The organism is Rhodococcus sp. ARC_M12, assembly GCF_022810385.1.
Taxonomy (GTDB): domain Bacteria; phylum Actinomycetota; class Actinomycetes; order Mycobacteriales; family Mycobacteriaceae; genus Rhodococcoides; species Rhodococcoides navarretei.
Genome location: NZ_JALGQI010000011.1, coordinates 33,472 through 50,040, shown reverse-complemented (window position 1 = coordinate 50,040; position 16,569 = coordinate 33,472). Strand labels below are relative to the sequence as shown.

Annotated in this window: 14 protein-coding genes; 5 read left to right on the top strand and 9 right to left on the bottom strand. The window is 64.8% G+C overall.

The genetic code is table 11. The annotated features are described in order from the left end of the window. Positions 1–11: 11 nt before the first annotated feature. Together MTX35_RS15245 and MTX35_RS15240 are read right to left on the bottom strand one after the other, a co-directional pair. Complete coding sequence (locus MTX35_RS15245) at positions 12–1,109, bottom strand: SMP-30/gluconolactonase/LRE family protein (protein WP_243595795.1); 1,098 nt, start codon at positions 1,107–1,109, stop codon at positions 12–14. Beyond that, positions 1,106–2,215: a hypothetical protein gene (locus MTX35_RS15240; protein ID WP_243595794.1), complete on the bottom strand. Its 1,110-nt coding sequence runs from the start codon at positions 2,213–2,215 to the stop codon at positions 1,106–1,108. The genes MTX35_RS15245 and MTX35_RS15240 overlap by 4 nt, the downstream gene beginning before the upstream one ends. 268 nt (positions 2,216–2,483) lie before the next feature. Between MTX35_RS15240 and MTX35_RS15235 the strand changes: the two genes are divergently transcribed. Next, positions 2,484–3,134: a cutinase family protein gene (locus tag MTX35_RS15235; RefSeq protein ID WP_243595793.1), complete on the top strand. Its 651-nt coding sequence runs from the start codon at positions 2,484–2,486 to the stop codon at positions 3,132–3,134. Positions 3,135–3,141: 7 nt separating this feature from the next. On the opposite strand, the gene MTX35_RS15230 is transcribed toward MTX35_RS15235, so the two are convergent. From MTX35_RS15230 to MTX35_RS15210, 5 genes are read right to left on the bottom strand one after another with little or no spacing between them, the layout of a single operon-like run. Next, positions 3,142–4,233: an ABC transporter ATP-binding protein gene (locus tag MTX35_RS15230; protein ID WP_243595792.1), complete on the bottom strand. Its 1,092-nt coding sequence runs from the start codon at positions 4,231–4,233 to the stop codon at positions 3,142–3,144. A gap of 21 nt (positions 4,234–4,254) precedes the next feature. Then, the gene (gene galK, locus MTX35_RS15225) at positions 4,255–5,421 is read right to left on the bottom strand and encodes a galactokinase (protein ID WP_243595791.1); all 1,167 of its coding nucleotides are present in this window, start codon (positions 5,419–5,421) and stop codon (positions 4,255–4,257) included. Then, positions 5,418–6,533, bottom strand: coding sequence for a galactose-1-phosphate uridylyltransferase (galT, locus tag MTX35_RS15220; RefSeq protein WP_243595925.1), 1,116 nt, complete (start codon positions 6,531–6,533; stop codon positions 5,418–5,420). Before galT ends, galK begins: the two co-directional genes overlap by 4 nt. Before the next feature lie 16 nt (positions 6,534–6,549). Next, the gene (locus tag MTX35_RS15215; protein ID WP_243595790.1) at positions 6,550–7,368 is read right to left on the bottom strand and encodes a DeoR/GlpR family DNA-binding transcription regulator; all 819 of its coding nucleotides are present in this window, start codon (positions 7,366–7,368) and stop codon (positions 6,550–6,552) included. After that, entirely contained in the window at positions 7,368–9,401 is a 2,034-nt protein-coding gene (locus MTX35_RS15210; RefSeq protein WP_243595789.1) for a beta-galactosidase, read from the bottom strand. Before MTX35_RS15210 ends, MTX35_RS15215 begins: the two co-directional genes overlap by 1 nt. Before the next feature lie 212 nt (positions 9,402–9,613). Here MTX35_RS15210 and MTX35_RS15205 point away from each other — a divergent pair, with 212 nt between their 5' ends. Genes MTX35_RS15205 through MTX35_RS15190 form a run of 4 tightly spaced genes read left to right on the top strand, consistent with a single transcriptional unit; the run spans position 9,614 to position 14,922 of the window. Beyond that, on the top strand, positions 9,614–10,912 hold the full coding sequence (locus MTX35_RS15205) for an ABC transporter substrate-binding protein (RefSeq protein WP_243595788.1): 1,299 nt from the start codon (positions 9,614–9,616) through the stop codon (positions 10,910–10,912). 52 nt (positions 10,913–10,964) lie between these two features. After that, positions 10,965–11,864 carry a carbohydrate ABC transporter permease gene (locus MTX35_RS15200; protein WP_243595787.1) on the top strand — a complete coding sequence of 300 codons (900 nt, stop codon included), beginning with the start codon at positions 10,965–10,967 and terminating at the stop codon, positions 11,862–11,864. Further along, positions 11,864–12,793, top strand: coding sequence for a carbohydrate ABC transporter permease (locus MTX35_RS15195; protein ID WP_243595786.1), 930 nt, complete (start codon positions 11,864–11,866; stop codon positions 12,791–12,793). The genes MTX35_RS15200 and MTX35_RS15195 overlap by 1 nt, the downstream gene beginning before the upstream one ends. Beyond that, on the top strand, positions 12,790–14,922 hold the full coding sequence (locus MTX35_RS15190; RefSeq protein ID WP_243595785.1) for an alpha-galactosidase: 2,133 nt from the start codon (positions 12,790–12,792) through the stop codon (positions 14,920–14,922). The genes MTX35_RS15195 and MTX35_RS15190 overlap by 4 nt, the downstream gene beginning before the upstream one ends. Positions 14,923–14,940: 18 nt before the next feature. Here MTX35_RS15190 and MTX35_RS15185 read toward each other — a convergent pair whose 3' ends face one another. Beyond that, positions 14,941–15,216, bottom strand: a complete 276-nt coding sequence (locus tag MTX35_RS15185) for a YrhK family protein (RefSeq protein WP_243595784.1) — start codon at positions 15,214–15,216, stop codon at positions 14,941–14,943. A gap of 50 nt (positions 15,217–15,266) precedes the next feature. After that, the gene (locus MTX35_RS15180) at positions 15,267–16,526 is read right to left on the bottom strand and encodes a reverse transcriptase family protein (protein ID WP_243595783.1); all 1,260 of its coding nucleotides are present in this window, start codon (positions 16,524–16,526) and stop codon (positions 15,267–15,269) included. Between the last annotated feature and the right edge of the window lie 43 nt (positions 16,527–16,569).

Here is a 16,569-nt window from a genome sequence, read left to right as displayed (position 1 = left end):
TAGCACCGGCCTCAGGCCAGACCTTTCGGATAGTGCAGCGGTAGTCCCGTCTCTCCTACACCGAGTTCCAGGATTGCCCATTGATGTGGATCGATGGCCAGCAGTCCGTGGTTGGAGACGATCAGCGACGTCCCGCGAAATGCGACAGACGCGGGTGTCGAGTACGGGATGGACCGAGTGATGCTCTCGACGGGTGTGGGCAACGACGCCACTACCGTGCGGGTGTCGGGATCGACCACCTCGACGGCGTTGTACAGCGGATTAGCAATCGGCAGGTAGATGCGCCCGCTGGATCCGATGGTCAAGCCGTCACCCTGGCTCGCGACCGCCACTGTCTCGAGAGCACCTGGCATACCGTCGGGCATCATCGAAAGTCGATGGACGACACCGCGCCCGAACGATTCGACACGCGGCACCAGCGACACCGTCACGACGAAGTTCAGCCGACCGGCAGCGTCGAACTGCATGCCGTTGACGCCGTAGATAGAGGCGAAATCGGAGTTCTGATACCAGATTTCGGCGTTGCCGCCGCCCGCGGGCACCTTCCAGATGGTGGCCTGATTCAGGTCGCTGACGTACATGGTTCCGTCGGGCGCGAACGTGGCCCAGTTCGGCCAGGCAGGGCGGTCGATGGGCGACGGCTCGCACGCGATGTCCGCCGCGCCGGAACAGGTCGGCAGATTCGCAAAGGTCGCGTAGACCGATTGCGAACCGGTCGCTGGATCGATCCGCACTGCTCGCGCCCCCGAATAGTCGAGGGCATACACCCGACCGTCGCCGTCCAACACAATGCCGTTGACGCCGTGTTCGGCGGGTACGCGATTCGCCAAAGAGTACGTCGTCAGCAGACGACCGTCGGCGTCCCAATGCCACACGTCCGCAGACGAATTGGGCCGGTTCGAGCCCGACCAGATGCTGCCGTCCTCAGGATCGACTGCTATTCCCTCGGGCTGGCCGGGCAACGGCACCACGGCGATGTCCCTGGTCTGCCCGTAGTCGAGGGAACCGGCCAGCGGTTCGGCCGCTACCCCGGGCGCGGTCACGACCGCTCCCGAGATGCAGCTTGCCATCACCGTCAGAACGAGAACCCCGATCCGACGTCCGTTCATCGAGGGGTGATGGAACCGAGGAACGAGGTGGTCCAGATTGCCGAATTGGCAGATCCTGCAGCGTCGTTCGTCGGAACGAGACCGTTGAGCGTCACCTGGCCACCGGTCAGACCGAGAGCGGGCTGCGGCGGCAGGGTGAACCCGCAGGACTGCTGCACGGTGCCCGGCCCGATCGGCAGATCGGTACGACGGCACTGCCCGGTGGAGGTGGCAGTCAGCGCAGGCGTGACGCCGTAACTCGTGATGCTCAGCGATGCACCGAAGTCCGGGGACGACGGATTCTGGTAACAGATCGACGCCGTGGCTGCGACGTCCGCGGAGGGCTCGGTCGAAGCCGCACCGGTAGCGGCGTCCACGGATACGGCATGGATCTCGGTCGTGCGGACTCCACCAGGGCATGAGGGCGTCGAGCCCGTCGAAAACGAGTTGACCTCGCGTCCGACGCTGTACTTGACCGAACCGGTCGGTTGCGGGGTGCCTGCCACTGGCTCCGGCACGGGAGCAGTGCCGTCACCGAGGGTGTACAGGGTCCACAGGGAGCCGGTCCGACCGTCCGGCAGGCGAAGAGGGTTGGCGATCGAGTTGCTGGTTGCGACACCGTCGGTGACCCCGGAATCGTTGGGGTTCACTCGCAGAACACAATCGACGGCGGCGCGTCCGGGCGAACCGATCATGAACTCCAATCCGCACGGCCCGTACATCGAGAGCTCACCGAGGCCAGGAGCCGTGAGCGCACCCCACTGGTCGAGGAACGCCTGACCGTCCACGATCGGTCCGTCGCAGACGTAGATCGGCCCGACGTTCTGGGCGGTGGGGTTCTGCAGGAAGCCCGTCGATGGGTCGTTGGTGAAGGTGTACATCCGCGCGTCGAGCCGCTCGACCACCGTCAGCGAGCGCGGAGAGCCGAAGTAGTCGTTGCACGCGGCATTGTCTGCGTCGGTGGGGCGCTGGCCGCTGTCGACCGTGCGGTAGACGCTGAAGCTACCGGGGCCGTCGTCGATCGAACCGAGCATCGTCGCCGGAGCCGGTGTGGGGCCGGGCGCGGCGTTCGCCGAGATCGTCGGACACATGGCCACGATCGCCGCCGCCATGACAGCGACCTTCACTCCACGACTCTTCACTTCGTATCCCCCGAATAATTCGAACCAGGCCCTGCGCCCGGTCTCCGGCAACCCCAGCGGTCACCGTAGCGCAACAGGCGTTGAGAAACCACCCATGAATTCGCTATCGATCGGATTGCGGGGCACTCACCCGAGGCGGCCGGAATATCCGCCCGAGTGCCGGTAATCAAATTTTCGACGACCCTATCGACGAATAGTTACAGCAGCTATCGTTCGGTGCTGTACTCCCTCCCCAACCCCAGAAGGGCACGTCATGACCAGACGTTGGCTGGCATATTCCATTGCGACACTGGCGCTTTCCGCATCTGCGGTAGCACTTCCCGCAGGTGTGGCCTCCGCTGCACCATGTTCGGACGTCGATGTCTCCTTCGCCCGCGGCACCGGCGAGTTGCCCGGACTGGGCATCACCGGCACTCCGTTCGTCAACAGCCTGAAATCTCAGCTGTCCGACCGCTCGGTGAGCACGTACGCCGTCGACTACGCCGCAGACTTCACCCAGGCAAGCGCAGGACCCGGGTCCCGCGACCTCGTCGGCCACCTGAATTCCGTTGCGGCATCGTGCCCTTCGACGACATTCGTGATCGCGGGATATTCGCAGGGAGCCACCGTCGTGACCAACGCCCTCGGCCTGCGCACCCCCAGCAGTTTCACCGGTGCCGTCATTCCGGCCGCCATCGCCGACCGGGTCGAGGCCGTTGTGGTGTTCGGTAACCCGCTCGGGCTCCGCGGCAGCAAGATCGAGACGGCCAGCGCCACGTACGGGCCGCGCACCCGGAGCTTTTGCAACTTCGGTGATCCGGTGTGCCAGATCGGCGGCTTCAACGCCTTCGCGCACCTTCAGTACGGTACGAACGGCTCCACCACTCAGGGCGCACAGTTCGCCGCCGCACAAGTTCGTAGCTGACCGAGAGTCAGGGACGCAGATTCAATCCCGTCTTCGTCGAGAAGTAGTGCACCGTCTCGGCCCGCGGGGCGATTCGGATGACATCGCCCTGCGACGGGGCCGCGATGTCCGGGATGCGGGCGACGATCTGCGCCCCGACGGTTCCGAGATTCGACGCGTCCTCGGCGGTGCGGCCGTAGATGTAGGAGTCCGCACCGAGTTCCTCGACGACGTCGACGACGATGTCGGTACCGGAATCCGAGAGCGTCCACGCTTCCGGTCGGACGCCCATCGTGACCCGGCTGCCGTCGATCCGGTCCGCGATGGTGCGCTCGATGGGCACCGACAGCGAGCCGAGCTTCGCAGCGCCGGCGACGACGTCCACGTCGAACAGGTTCATGGCCGGTGATCCGATGAACCCGGCGACGAAGGCGTTGACCGGCCGCTCGTAGAGCTCCTTGGGGCTCGCACACTGTTGCAGCACACCGGCTTTCATGATCGCCACGCGATCACCCATCGTCATCGCCTCCACCTGGTCGTGGGTGACGTAGACGGTGGTGGTGCCGAGCCTGCGCTGAAGCAGCGAGATCTGCGTCCGAGTCTGCACGCGGAGTTTGGCGTCGAGGTTGGACAGCGGCTCGTCCATGAGGAACACCTGCGGGTTCCGGACGATGGCGCGTCCCATCGCCACGCGCTGACGCTGACCTCCGGAGAGCGCCTTGGGTTTACGGCCCAGGTAGTCGGTGAGATCGAGGATCTTCGCGGCTTCCTCGACGCGTCGGCCCACCTCGGCCTTGTCCATACCGGCGATCTGCAGCGCGAAGCCCATGTTCTTGGCGACGGTCATGTGCGGGTACAGCGCATAGTTCTGGAACACCATCGCGATGTCGCGTTCCTTGGGTGCCAGCGACGTGACGTCTCGGTCACCGATCTTGATGGTGCCGTAGTCGACGTCCTCGAGACCGGCGAGCATGCGCAGGGAGGTGGACTTTCCGCAACCGGAAGGCCCGACGAGAACAAGGAATTCACCGTCCTCGATGGCGAGGTCCAACGACTCGACCGCTGCGACATCCGATCCCGGGTAGAGCTTGGTCGCTCCTTCGTACGTGACCTGTGCCATGGGAATGCTCCTTTGTAGAGGTTAGAAGAATCGATGAGCGGAGCCGGCGGGCTCCGCGGTGAGAAACGTGGGTGGTGGCAGTTCGTATCGTGCTGCGCTGGAGACGATCTCGTCTGCCACGGCCCGGACCAGATTCGAGGGAACCAGGGCGATGGCGGAGCCGCCGAAACCACCGCCGGTCATCCGAGCTCCGTATGCGCCTGCGCGCCTCGCCGCGTCGACGGCGCTGTCGAGCTCGGGTGAACTGACCTCGTAGTCGTCCCGCAGGGACACGTGCGAGGCCGTCATCAGCTCACCGAGCTCAGCTCCTGCGGCACCGCGGTCGAGAAGCTCTGCCGCCTGCTCCACTCGGCCGATCTCACTGACCACGTGGCGAACTCGGCGGATCAAAGTGTCGTCGACGAGGCCCGAGACGGCCGTGTCGAGATCCAACCCGCGCAGTGTCGTGACACCCAATTCGGCATACGCGATGTCGAGCGCCTCCCGACGCGCGCCGTACTGACCGTCGACCAGGCGGTGCGGCGCATTGGTGTCGATCACCAGCAACCGCGAGCCGGACCCGGCCAGATCGAGAGGAATCTGACGCGTCGAACCGTCGAGGCAGTCCAGCAGAAGTGCGTGTCCTGCTTCGGCCGACATCGCGATGTTCTGATCCATGCCGCCCGTCGACGCGCCTGCGATCGCGTTCTCGGCGCGAATACTGGCCTCGATCAGCAGCTTTCGGTCGAGCCGAAGATCGAACAGGTCGTCGAGCGCGAGGGCGAACGAGCATTCGAGGGCGGCCGAGCTCGACAGCCCCGAACCCACCGGCACCGAAGAGTGCACGGCCAGGTCGACTCCGCCGACGCCGTGCTGCTGAAGTGCCCAGGACACCCCGGCCACGTAGGCAGCCCAGCCCGACGGATTCCCCGGGCCGATCTCGCCGAGCTCACCGGTCCACGTCTTGTTCGTGTGCGTCGATACGGCCCGCATTGTCGTGTCCTCGCGGCGGCGCACGGCCACCGCAGTGGCGTACGGCAGCGCGAACGGCAACACCAGTCCGCCTGCGTAATCGATATGCTCACCGATGAGATTGACGCGGCCCGGGGCGATCCAGACGCCGTCGGGATCACCGCCGAATGCGTTGCGGAACAGCGCGGCCGCACCGTCGGCGAGATCCTCCTCGGCGATCACATCGAGCCAGTTCACGCCAGTACCTCACGCAGCCGGTCTGCGATCCGCTCAGGAGTGGTGTCGTTGATCCAGGCTCCCATCGCAGATTCGGAACCGGCGAGGAACTTCATCCGGCCGGGTGAGCGCATCATCGAGAACAGTTGCAGGTGCAGACGTCCCAGTTCACGATCGACTCCGACGGGCGCCTGATGCCAGGCAGCGATGTACGGCACCTCGTCGACGCCCTCGAAGAACGCGTCGACCGCGCGCAACAGATCCCGGTATACACCGGCCAGTTCGTCCCGCTCGGGACCGCTCAACTCGGCGAGATCTGCAACGTCGCGACGCGGCGCGAGGTGCACCTCGACAGGCCAGCGCGATGCTGCAGGCACGTACGCTACCCAGTGCTCGGCGTCGACGACCACGCGTCGACCCGATCGCAGCTCGGCCGCGAGCACATCGGCCAACAACACCCGGCCCGTTCGCTCGACGTGTTTGCGAGACTGCCGTATCAGAGCATCGGTACGCGGCGGGAGGTAGGGGTAGGCGTAGATCTGACCGTGCGGGTGGGTCAGGGTGACGCCGATTTCCTTGCCCCGGTTCTCGAAACAGAAAACCTGTTGAACTCCGGGGATCGCCGAGAGAGCAGTGGTGCGGTCGGCCCAGACGTCGATGATGGTGCGCACGCGGGAGAGTTCCAGCGACACGAAAGACGCATCGGGGTCACTGGCGAAGCAGATCACCTCGCACCGCCCGGTGCCGGGTGCAAGCGGCCACAGTGCCTCGCCGTCCACCTCGCTCGGAAGTGATTGCTGCGCCGCAGTTTCGGACAGAGACGGAAAGCGGTTCTCGAACACCACCACGTCGTAGTCGGCTGCCGGAATCTCGGTGGCCGGGCGGTCCGGTCGGCTCGGTGCCAGCGGCGACGCGTCGGCCGGCGGCAGGAACGTGCGATCCATCCGCTGTGCGGCGATGACGATCCATTCACCGGTGAGGACGTCGAATCGCATCTGCGACTCCGACATCGACGGAGACAGGGCTCGTGTGTCGACCAGATCGCGAGTGGCGTCGCCGGAAACATAGGGCTCGGTGTCGTCGTAGTAGATCAGCTCACGACCGTCGGCCAGCGTGGTCGACGTCTTGCGCATCGAGTGCGTGGTGGCGTCATGCGCGGTCATCGAGTACTCGTTCCTCGTTCGTGTCGGGGGATTGCTCTCCGGCGATCACCACGTCGTCGACCGTCTCGGACAACGCGTCGTGAACGCCGGGGTCGAGTCCGGCATCGGTGACGAACACGTCGACGCGCGAGAGCGGGATGGTGTTGGCGAGCGCGCGGACACCCCACTTGGTGTGGTCGGCGAGCACGATGACGCGTCGAGACGACGCGACAAGTGCCTGATTGGTCTGTGCTTCCATCAGATTGGGGCAGGTCAGTCCGGATTCGATGTCGACACCGTGTGTCCCGAGGAACAGCATGTCCAAGTGGATACTCTGCAGTGCACTGACCGTCAGCGGTCCGACGAGCGCGTAGGACGGCGTCCGCTGCCCGCCGGTGAGCAACACGGTCTGATCCGTCCGGCCACCGGTGTGGAAGACCTCCGCAACCGGCAGTGAGTTCGTCACGACGGTGATGTCCGGAACATCGAGTAGTTCCTGTGCCAGGGCGTGCGTCGTGGTGCCACCGGAGATGCCGATGGAGGTCCCTGGTCGCACGAATCGCGCAGCGGCGCGGGCGATGGCAGCCTTGGCATCTCGATCGAGTTCGGACTTGGCCGAGAAGCCGGGCTCGAACACGCTGGCCGACCGCGGCAACGTCACACCGCCGTGGACGCGCTCGACCAGACCTCGGGCGACGAGTTCGTTGACGTCGCGTCGAATGGTCATGTCCGACACCGACAGTGCGGCTCCCAGATCCGCGACCTTGACAGCGCCCTGGGCCGTCACCTGGTCCAGGATCTTCTGCTGACGCTGGTGGGCAAGCATCAGCGTGCTTCGGCAATCACGGCGCTCGCACCGGCAGCCAGGATCAGTTCGCCGTCGATCTGCGCGCCGCTGACCAGATCGGTACCCGAGGCAGGCACGCTGACCTTGTCGGTTCCGTGGTTGAGGACGAACAGCCAGGACTGCTCCCCTGCCGACCGTCGAACGATCTCCACATCCGATCCGAGATCGCGTCGGGTCTCGATTTCAGCTGCAGCGCAGAGCTTGTCGGCCAGCGTGGCCCAGCCCGCCGCGTCGGGAACGGTGGCCGCGTACCAGGCGGCGCCGTTGCCGGCGGTGCGCTTGGTCAGTGCGGGGACGCCCCGCAGATGTCCCTCGGTGTGCCGCGCCAGCACATCGACGTCCTCCGACGCGGTGAGATATTCGCTCCAGATCTCGCCGACGGTCTCGTCTTCGAGGACGAGGGATTCCCCGTCGGCGAGCGGGAAGAACTCTTCGACGCGCACGCCGAGCAGCTCGCGGAATGCGCCCGGGTAGCCGCCGAGGCGCACGTGGTCGTCCTCGTCGGCGATTCCCGAGAATGCGGTGACGAGTACCTGCGCACCGCCATCGGCCGCGTCGGCTATCCGCGCGGCAGTCTCGTCGCTGCACAGATACAGGGCAGGTACGACGACGATGTCGTAGTCACTCAGGTCCGTCGACGATGGGACGACATCGCAGGTCACGCCCGCGGAGGTGAATCCGTGATGTGCGCGTCGAGCAATCTCCATGGGCTGCATGGCCATCGACGGATGACCCTCCTGCTCGCACGCCCATTGTGAGGCCCAGTCGAAGAGCACGGCCACGCGAGCGTCGACGGTGCTACCTGCCACCGGAGCCATGCGACGCAGAGCCGCGCCGAGCTCGACGACCTCACGCCAGCGGGCGGAGTCCTCGCCTGCGTGCGGTACCAGTGCGGAATGGAACTTCTCCGCCCCTGCCTTGGACGCACGGAACTGGAAGTAGGCGATGCCGTCTGCTCCACGGGCCATGTGTGCCAGCGAGTTTCGCATCATTTCGCCGGGGACCTTGGCGCGGTTGATGTGCTGCCAATTGACGGCGCTGGTGGAATGCTCCATCAACAACCAGGGTCGACGGCCGGCAACGCCGCGGGTGAGGTCGGCCGAGAACGAGAGCTTGTGATGCGCTGCGCCGTCGCCGGTCTCGGGGCCGACAAGGTAGTGGTCGGTGGAGACGATGTCCTGTTCCGGGGCCCAGGAGGCGTAGTCCATGTTGCCGGCGAGCGCGGGGCCCTGGCCCATGCCCACCATGAAGTTCGTGGTGACCGGCACGTCCGGGGTGATCCGGTTCAGCACGGCCTTCTCGGCGCGGTACTGCTCGAGGAGGGCGTCGGAGCAGAAGCGGCGCCAGTCGAGCTGGTGCGTCGGGTTGCCGAACGTGGTGCTCACCGACGGCGGAACGATCTCGTCCCAGTCGCTGTAGCGCTGGCTCCAGAAGTCGGTGCCCCAGGCAGTATTGAGGGTCTCGAGGTCGATGTATCTGGCGCTGAGCCATTCTCGGAACGCGTGCGCGCTGTCGTCGGAATAGCACAGCGCATTGTGGCAGCCGAGTTCGTTGGAGACGTGCCACATCGCCAGCGCAGGGTGCTCGCCGTAGCGGTGCGCCATCTTCTCGACCAGCGCGAGTGAATGTTCGCGGTACACAGCGGAACTCGGGCTCCACGTCTGACGGCTGCCGATCGCGTACCGGTAGCCGCGATCGTCGACCGGGCGCATCTGCGGGTACGCAGTGGCCAACCACGGCGGGGGCGACGCGGTCGCCGTGGCCAGGTCGACGCGAATGTCGCCCTCGTGCATCAGATCCATGACGCGGTCGAGCCATTCGAAGTCCCACGTCGACGCGGTCGGCTGCAGGCGCGCCCAGGAGAAGACACCGACGGTCACGAAGTCGACGCCTGCCTCGTGCATCAGCTCGACGTCGCGCCGCCAGACGTCCTCGGGCCACTGCTCGGGGTTGTAGTCGCCGCCGAAGGAGATTCCCTGGGTCGGCCAGGTGCTGCGTCGCGCTGTGTCCATGCTCACAATATGAACGAGGCGTTCTCAGATGTCAACATGAATGAACATTTTCTTACTGACGCAGGTGAGCGGGCTATCTAAGGCTTGACAGACGCCCAGCCGTCGTGTTTCTGTAACCTGCATCACCCCGAATGGTCGGATGAACACCTCGGAACGCACAGCTGCGATGTTCACTTCTGATCGTTATCGATACTTTTCGTCGAAGGACTTCCATGAACCCACACGAGTGGCCGCGTACGTGGCAGCCGTCCCGACGCGACTTCCTGCGGTCCGCACTCGTCGCTGCGGGTGCGATCACCGCCGGTGGCGCGCTGTCGGCATGCTCGAACAGCGTCGACCCGAACGTCACCACGCTCGGGTCACGCCTGTCCGACCCCAACTCCAAGCTGGGTGTCGAGGACTTCGTCGCGATGTACCGACAGCAGACCGGGCGCGAGTTGGCCGTCAACACCGTCGACTCGACGTCCTTCCAGGAGAACGTCAACAACTACCTCCAGGGCACCCCCGACGACGTCATCACCTGGATGGGTGGGTACCGGGTGAAGTACTTCGCCGAGAAGGGTCTGGTGGAGGACCTGTCGCCGATCTGGGCCAACCACGGCGGCGGCTTCAACGAGAGCTTCCGCGACAACTCGACCGGTATGGACGGCAAGCAGTACCTGATCCCGTTCTTCTACTACCCGTGGGCGGTGTTCTACCGGCCGAGCCTGTGGGCCGAGCGAGGGTACGAGCCCCCGGCGACCTACGACCAGTGGGTGGCGCTGAGCAAGCAGATGCAGGCCGACGGCCTCACCCCACTCGGCTTCGGTGCCCGCGACGGGTGGCCGCCGTTCGGAACGTTCGACTACCTGAACCTGCGACTCAACGGCGTCGAGTTCCACCGAACCCTGCTCGCCGGTGACGTGAGCTGGACGGACAATCGCGTGCGCTCCGTGTTCGACACCTGGCGTGAACTGTTGCCGTTCCACCAGCCACAGCCACTGGGCCGCAAGATCGCCGATGCGCAGATGGCACTGCTGAACAAGAGCGTCGGCTCCCTGGTCGCCGGCATGTTCGTCGCGCAGAGCTTCCCCGCCGGTGCCGAACGCGACGATCTGGACTTCTTCACCTTCCCCGAACTCGACTCCGCCGTCGGAACATCCACGGTCGAGGCACCGATGGACGGGTTCATGATGCGCACCGACCCACGCAACCGCCCGGGGGCCGAGGACTTCCTCACCTACATGACCGGACCCGACCCTGCCGTCGCCTACGCGAAGCAGGATCCGCAGGCCATTCCCGCTCACCGAGATGCCGACCTGTCGAGTTTCCCTGCGCTGGTTCGCAAATCGGCGGACCTCGTGCAGAACGCGGAGGAGATCACCCAGTTCTTCGACCGCGATACCCGTCCCGATTTCGCATCCATCGTCATGATCCCGGCCCTGCAGCAGTTCATCGGCAACCCCAACGATGTCGACGGCCTGGTCCGCAGTATCGAACGCCAGAAGTCGGCGGTGTTCGGAACGACATGAGCCGCAACGACGTCACTCTCCCATCCCGCCGACCTCGAGATCAGGTACAGCCATGACCACCACCGAACGGGTTGCGTCCCCGAAGGTTCGGCGCAGTGTCCGCGAGAAGTGGACCATCGCTCTCATGCTCGGGCTTCCCGCGCTGATCGTCATCGGCCTCGTCTGGATTCCGACGATCTTCACGGTGATCCTGTCCTTCGCCCGTTGGGACGGCATCGGCGGCACGTCGAGCATCGAGTGGATCGGCACTCAGAACTATGTCGACGCGGTGCAGGCCTACCCCCCGTTCCAGCAGGCTCTGCACAACAACGTGCTCTGGCTCGTGTTCCTGTTCCTGGTTCCCACCGTCATCGGCATTCTGCTGGCGATCCTGCTGGACAAGAACCTCAAGGGATCTCGGCTCTACCAGAGCATCTTCTACATTCCCGTGGTGCTGTCGATGGCCCTCATCGGCTTCATCTGGCAGCTCATCTACTCCACCGAAGGCGGCGTCCTCAACAGCCTGCTGGGCACCGACGTCGACTGGCTCGGAGACCCGGACATCAACATCTGGGCCGTGATGGTCGCGGCCGGGTGGCGTCATACCGGCTACATCATGCTGTTGTACTTGGCCGGCCTCAAGGCCATCGATCCGTCCGTCCGCGAAGCTGCGGTGATGGACGGCGCGGGGCCGATCCGCACGTTCTTCAGCGTCATCTTCCCGCTGATGAAGAACACCAATCTGCTCATCGTCGTCATCACCGTCATCGAGGCGCTGCGTGCCTTCGACCTGGTCTGGGTGATCAACAGGGGCAGAAACGGATTGGAACTGATATCGGCGTTGGTCACGGCCAACGTCGTCGGTGAAGCAGGCCGCATCGGCTTCGGCTCGGCCCTCGCGACCGTCATGCTTCTCATCTCTCTCGTCTTCATCGCCCTGTACCTCGCCATCGTTCTTCGGAGCAAAGACTGATGACCACTTCACTCACCCGCACAGCGCCTCCCGAGCGTGATCCGCTGACCCGCAACCGCGCCGCCGTCGCCAACCGTCGGCGCGCAGGCACCGCCCAGATCGCGATGTACGTGCTGCTGACCGTCATGGCGATCGTCTGGCTCTTTCCGCTCGTGTGGGCGGTGTACAACTCGTTCCGCGATTACGACTACGTACTGCTCAACGGCTATCTCTCCGTGGGTGGTTACACGCTGAGCAACTACATAGATTCGTGGCAGATCGGCGGGATCCCGCACTACTTCTTCAACTCGCTGATCATCACCGTGCCGTCGGTGTTGCTCATCCTGTTCTTCGGCTCGATGGCGGCGTTCATCCTGGCGCGCTTCAGTTGGAAGTTCAACATCTTCATGCTCGCGGTGTTCATCGCCGGTAACCTGCTGCCCCAGCAGACACTGCTCACGCCACTGTTCCGTCTGTACAACGCAATTCCCGTTCCGTACTGGATGAGCTCCTCCGGTTCGCTGTACGACAGCTACTGGGGCCTGATCATCGTGCACGTCGCCTTCCAGACCGGATTCTGCGTGTTCGTGCTGAGCAACTACATGAAAACCGTTCCGCACGAACTGCTCGAGGCCGCCACCGTCGACGGAGCGAGCCTGTTCCGCCAGTACTGGCAGGTGGTGATGCCGCTGTGCCGGCCTGCCCTCGCCGCCCTTGCCACGCTGATGGTGACGTGGATCTACAACGACTTCTTCTGGGCACTGGCTCTGATGGTCAGCGGAGACAAGCTCCCGGTGACGACGGCGCTGCAGAACCTGCAGGGTAGCTTCTTCACCGACACCAACTTGCTCGCCGCCGGCTCTGTCATGGTGGCTCTGCCGACAGTGTTGGTATTCGTTGCGCTGCAACGCCATTTCGTGTCCGGTCTGACGATGGGTGCCAACAAGTGAGTTTTTCCGTCCTTCGCCGTGACGGTGTCATGGTGATCCTCGGGCCGTCGTCCACCGCCGTTCCGGCCGTGTTGCACTGGGGTTCCGATCTGGGCGAGCTGTCCGAGAACGACCTCACCGAGCTGCGCAGGGCCGCGATCCCCGCTGTCCCGCATTCGAGCGTGGACGTGCCACGGTGGCTCACCCTCGCGCCCGGTGGCGACGACGCCTGGCAGGGAACACCGGCTCTGGCATTGCACCGCTCCGGCACCGTGCAGTACCCACGCTGGGCGGACGTGCAGATTGCCGCTACCGAATTCGGTTGTGTTGTGGACGCTTCCGATGACAAGTTGGGAATCTCGTGGTCGATCGAGTTGTCGCTCGAGGTCGGTGGATCACTGCGAGTTCGGCAGAGTGTCCGGAACGTCTCCGGTGGGCCCTTGACCGTCGACGGCGTCGTGACCCTGATGCCGTTGCCGGACACTGCAACCGAACTTCTCGACCTGACGGGACGGCACTGCCGTGAGCGCACCCCTCAGCGTCGACGGTTCGACCACGGCTCGACCGTGCGCGCGTCGCGTCGCGGAAGAACCGGGCACGACGCCACCCTGGTCCTCACCGCCGGCAGCGAAGGCTTCGGCTTTCGCAGCGGCGAGGTGTGGGGTGCTCACGTCGCGTGGAGCGGCGATCACCTGCATCTGGCCGAGCGCCTGCCAGAACGTGCCGGCCAGGCCTCCGGCGTGCTCGGTGGCGGAGAGCTGCTCGCTCCCGGCGAGGTCGTGCTGCCGAGCGGTGACACCTACACGACGCCGTGGGTGCACTTCGTGTATTCCGCTGCCGGGCTCGATGGTTCGGCGCATTCGCTGCACCGATGGATGCGGTCCCGACCCGCGCATCCCACCTCGCCGCGACCGGTGGTGTTGAACGTGTGGGAAGGCGTCTACTTCGATCACGATCTCGCCCGGCTCCGCAGGATCGCCGACGTCGCCGCGCACGTGGGCGTCGAACGATTCGTGCTCGACGACGGTTGGTTCCGGCACCGACGTGACGACCGGGCCGGACTGGGTGATTGGCAGGTGGACGAGGGAGTCTGGCCCGACGGGCTGGCACCCCTCTTCGATCACGTCCGCGGGCTCGGTATGAGTCCAGGGCTGTGGTTCGAACCCGAGATGGTGAACCTCGACTCCGATATTGCTCGGGCGCATCCGGATTGGCTGCTCACGGCACCCGGGCGGATCCCACTCGAATGGCGTCACCAGCACGTGCTCGACCTGACTCGCGACGAGGTGTTCGACTACCTGCTCTCGTCGATCGATTCGGTGCTGACGACCGAGCGGCCGGACTACGTGAAGTGGGATCACAACCGGGACCTGATGCTGGCCGTCGATTCCGACGGACGGGCCGCGGTGCATGCTCAGACCTCGGCGTTCTACCGGTTGCTGGACGAGCTTCGGTCCCGACATCCGAACGTCGAGTTCGAATCCTGCGCTTCCGGTGGTGCGCGCATCGACCTCGAGGTACTCGAACACACCGACCGGGTCTGGGCGTCGGACACCAACGATCCGCTCGAACGTCAACGCTTGCAACGGTGGACGACGCAGTTGCTGCCGCCGGAGCTGATCGGCTCGCACGTCGGGCCCCAGATAGCGCACACGTCCGGTCGATGGTCGACTCTTCAGTTCCGTTGCTTGACATCGCTGTTCGGCCATGCCGGGCTGGAGATGGATGTCACCGAGCTCTCGTCCGAGGATCACGAGTACCTGAGGTCGTGGACTGCGCTGTACAAGGACCTACGCGGGCTGTTGCACGCCGGCGACGTGGTACGCGCAGACCATCCCGACCCGAGTGTGTGGGTGCACGGCGTCGTAGCAGCGGACTTCTCGGAGGCTGCGTATGCGGTTGTGCGGATGGACACCTCGCCCGAGGATCGCACCGATCGGGTTCGGCTTCCCGGTCTCGATCCCTCCGTCAGGTACCGGGTCGAATTCGTGCGTGAGCTCAGCGACCTGGGCAACGGCATCGAACTACCGCCATGGATCGCCGACGGTGGCGTCGTCGAACTGACGGGTTCGATGCTGGCGCGGGCAGGCGTGGCACTACCGGTGCTGTTCCCGCAGACGGGGGTGTTGCTGCGAGTCACTGCACCGTGAGCCGGGTCGGGCCACCGGTCAGTAGTCCTCGTCGCTGTCCGAGGCCGACCGGCCGCGCCCGATCCTCGTCAGGTGCACGCGTCGGGCGAGGCGAATCAGCGGCCGTATGAGCAGTTCGATACTTCCGAGGAGGAACAACCACGTGCCGGCCACAGTGGTGCTCTCGTGGAAGAACAGGATGCTGCCGATGATGAACCAGACGGCAACGAGAATGTCGTTGATGATGCTGACGACTTCCCATCGCTGCCGGATCACCAGTTCCTCGTGTCCGATGGTGAAGGTCAGGTCGTTCATAGCGGCTCCTGGGGAAGATGAGTATGTTGAATTCGCCTACCCCAATTCAGCTACTCGAACCACTGGACCTGCGTTGCCATGTTCAGCAGCTTCGCCCGACGGGTCTCGTTCGTCTCGCCGATTCGGGCAATTCGCCCGTAGACATGCGCTCGAAAGTCGTTGCGATCCTGGAGATTCTGCTCGACGGGACCGGTGGTGATGCAGTTGTGCAGCAGGGCCCTGAGATCGTCGTATTCCTGTCGGGGTACTGCCGGCCACGAGTTGACGACGAGTCCGGTGAGCTGTTGCCGCTGATGTGCGCGCCTGACCCGGGTCTTGTCGGGGTGAATCGTGAAGCCTTCGTCGTGGGCGATCTGGGAAATCAGCCACAGCAGTCGGTCGACATCGATGTCTGCACCACCGGAGAACGCCAGATCGTCGGCGTATCGGCTGTAGCGGGCACCGACGGACCGGGCCAAGCCCGTTGCTCGGATATCGAGTTGTCGCGCAGCCAGATTCGCCAGGGCAGGTGATGTGGGCGCGCCCTGCGGCAGATGTGTGGCACGAAGCCTCGCTGCGGTGGGACGGTCCATCCCGATCAACTCGCCCGCCGGGGTGACCGTCGTGCACAGTGCCGCGAGTGTGGCTGCGACCGTTCGCGGGTAGCCCACGGCCTCGAAGATTGCGACCACTCGATCGAACCCGATGGACGGGAAGAAGCGTCGAAGATCCACCGAGATCACCACGTCGCGTTCGGAATGTGGCATTGCGAAGGTACGCGGACTGCGCGCCTTGCGAAAGCCGTGCGCGGCCGGGTGGGCGGGAATTCGATCGAGTATGCGGCGCAGTATCTTTCGTTGAATCTCACGCAGACGCGGTTTCGGCACCTCCAGCAAGCGGACGCCCTGACGCTTGTCGAGTCGCGCAGATCGATAGTGCTGCAACGGGAACGGTGCGGTGCGCAGCCTGCCCTGCAGATCGGCGAACCATTCGATTTCCGAGATCGTCAGATCCAGCGATCGCGCGAGCTGGCCGGTGGTCTCGTACCGCGGTACCTCGAATCGCCAGGGCTTGTCACTGTTGCGAGTCGGTCTCTGTGACGATACCGACGGCTCCGGAATGAACGGAAGGTCGCGCAGCAGAACGAAAATCGACGCCTCGTCGAACGGCGGACTCGGATACAGATTGACGACCCGATCCGCCAACCACGACGCCTTGGCCGGGACGAGTGGCTCGAACGCCTCCTCGAGTCCGGACCGTGTCCATTCGGCATCGGCAGCCAGGCGCGCCAGTGTCGCTGCTGCTCGCGGGGTGAATTCCCGCTCGGTCACGGATGTCTACCGATCGGGTGCAGTGCTGTGACATGCAACGGCG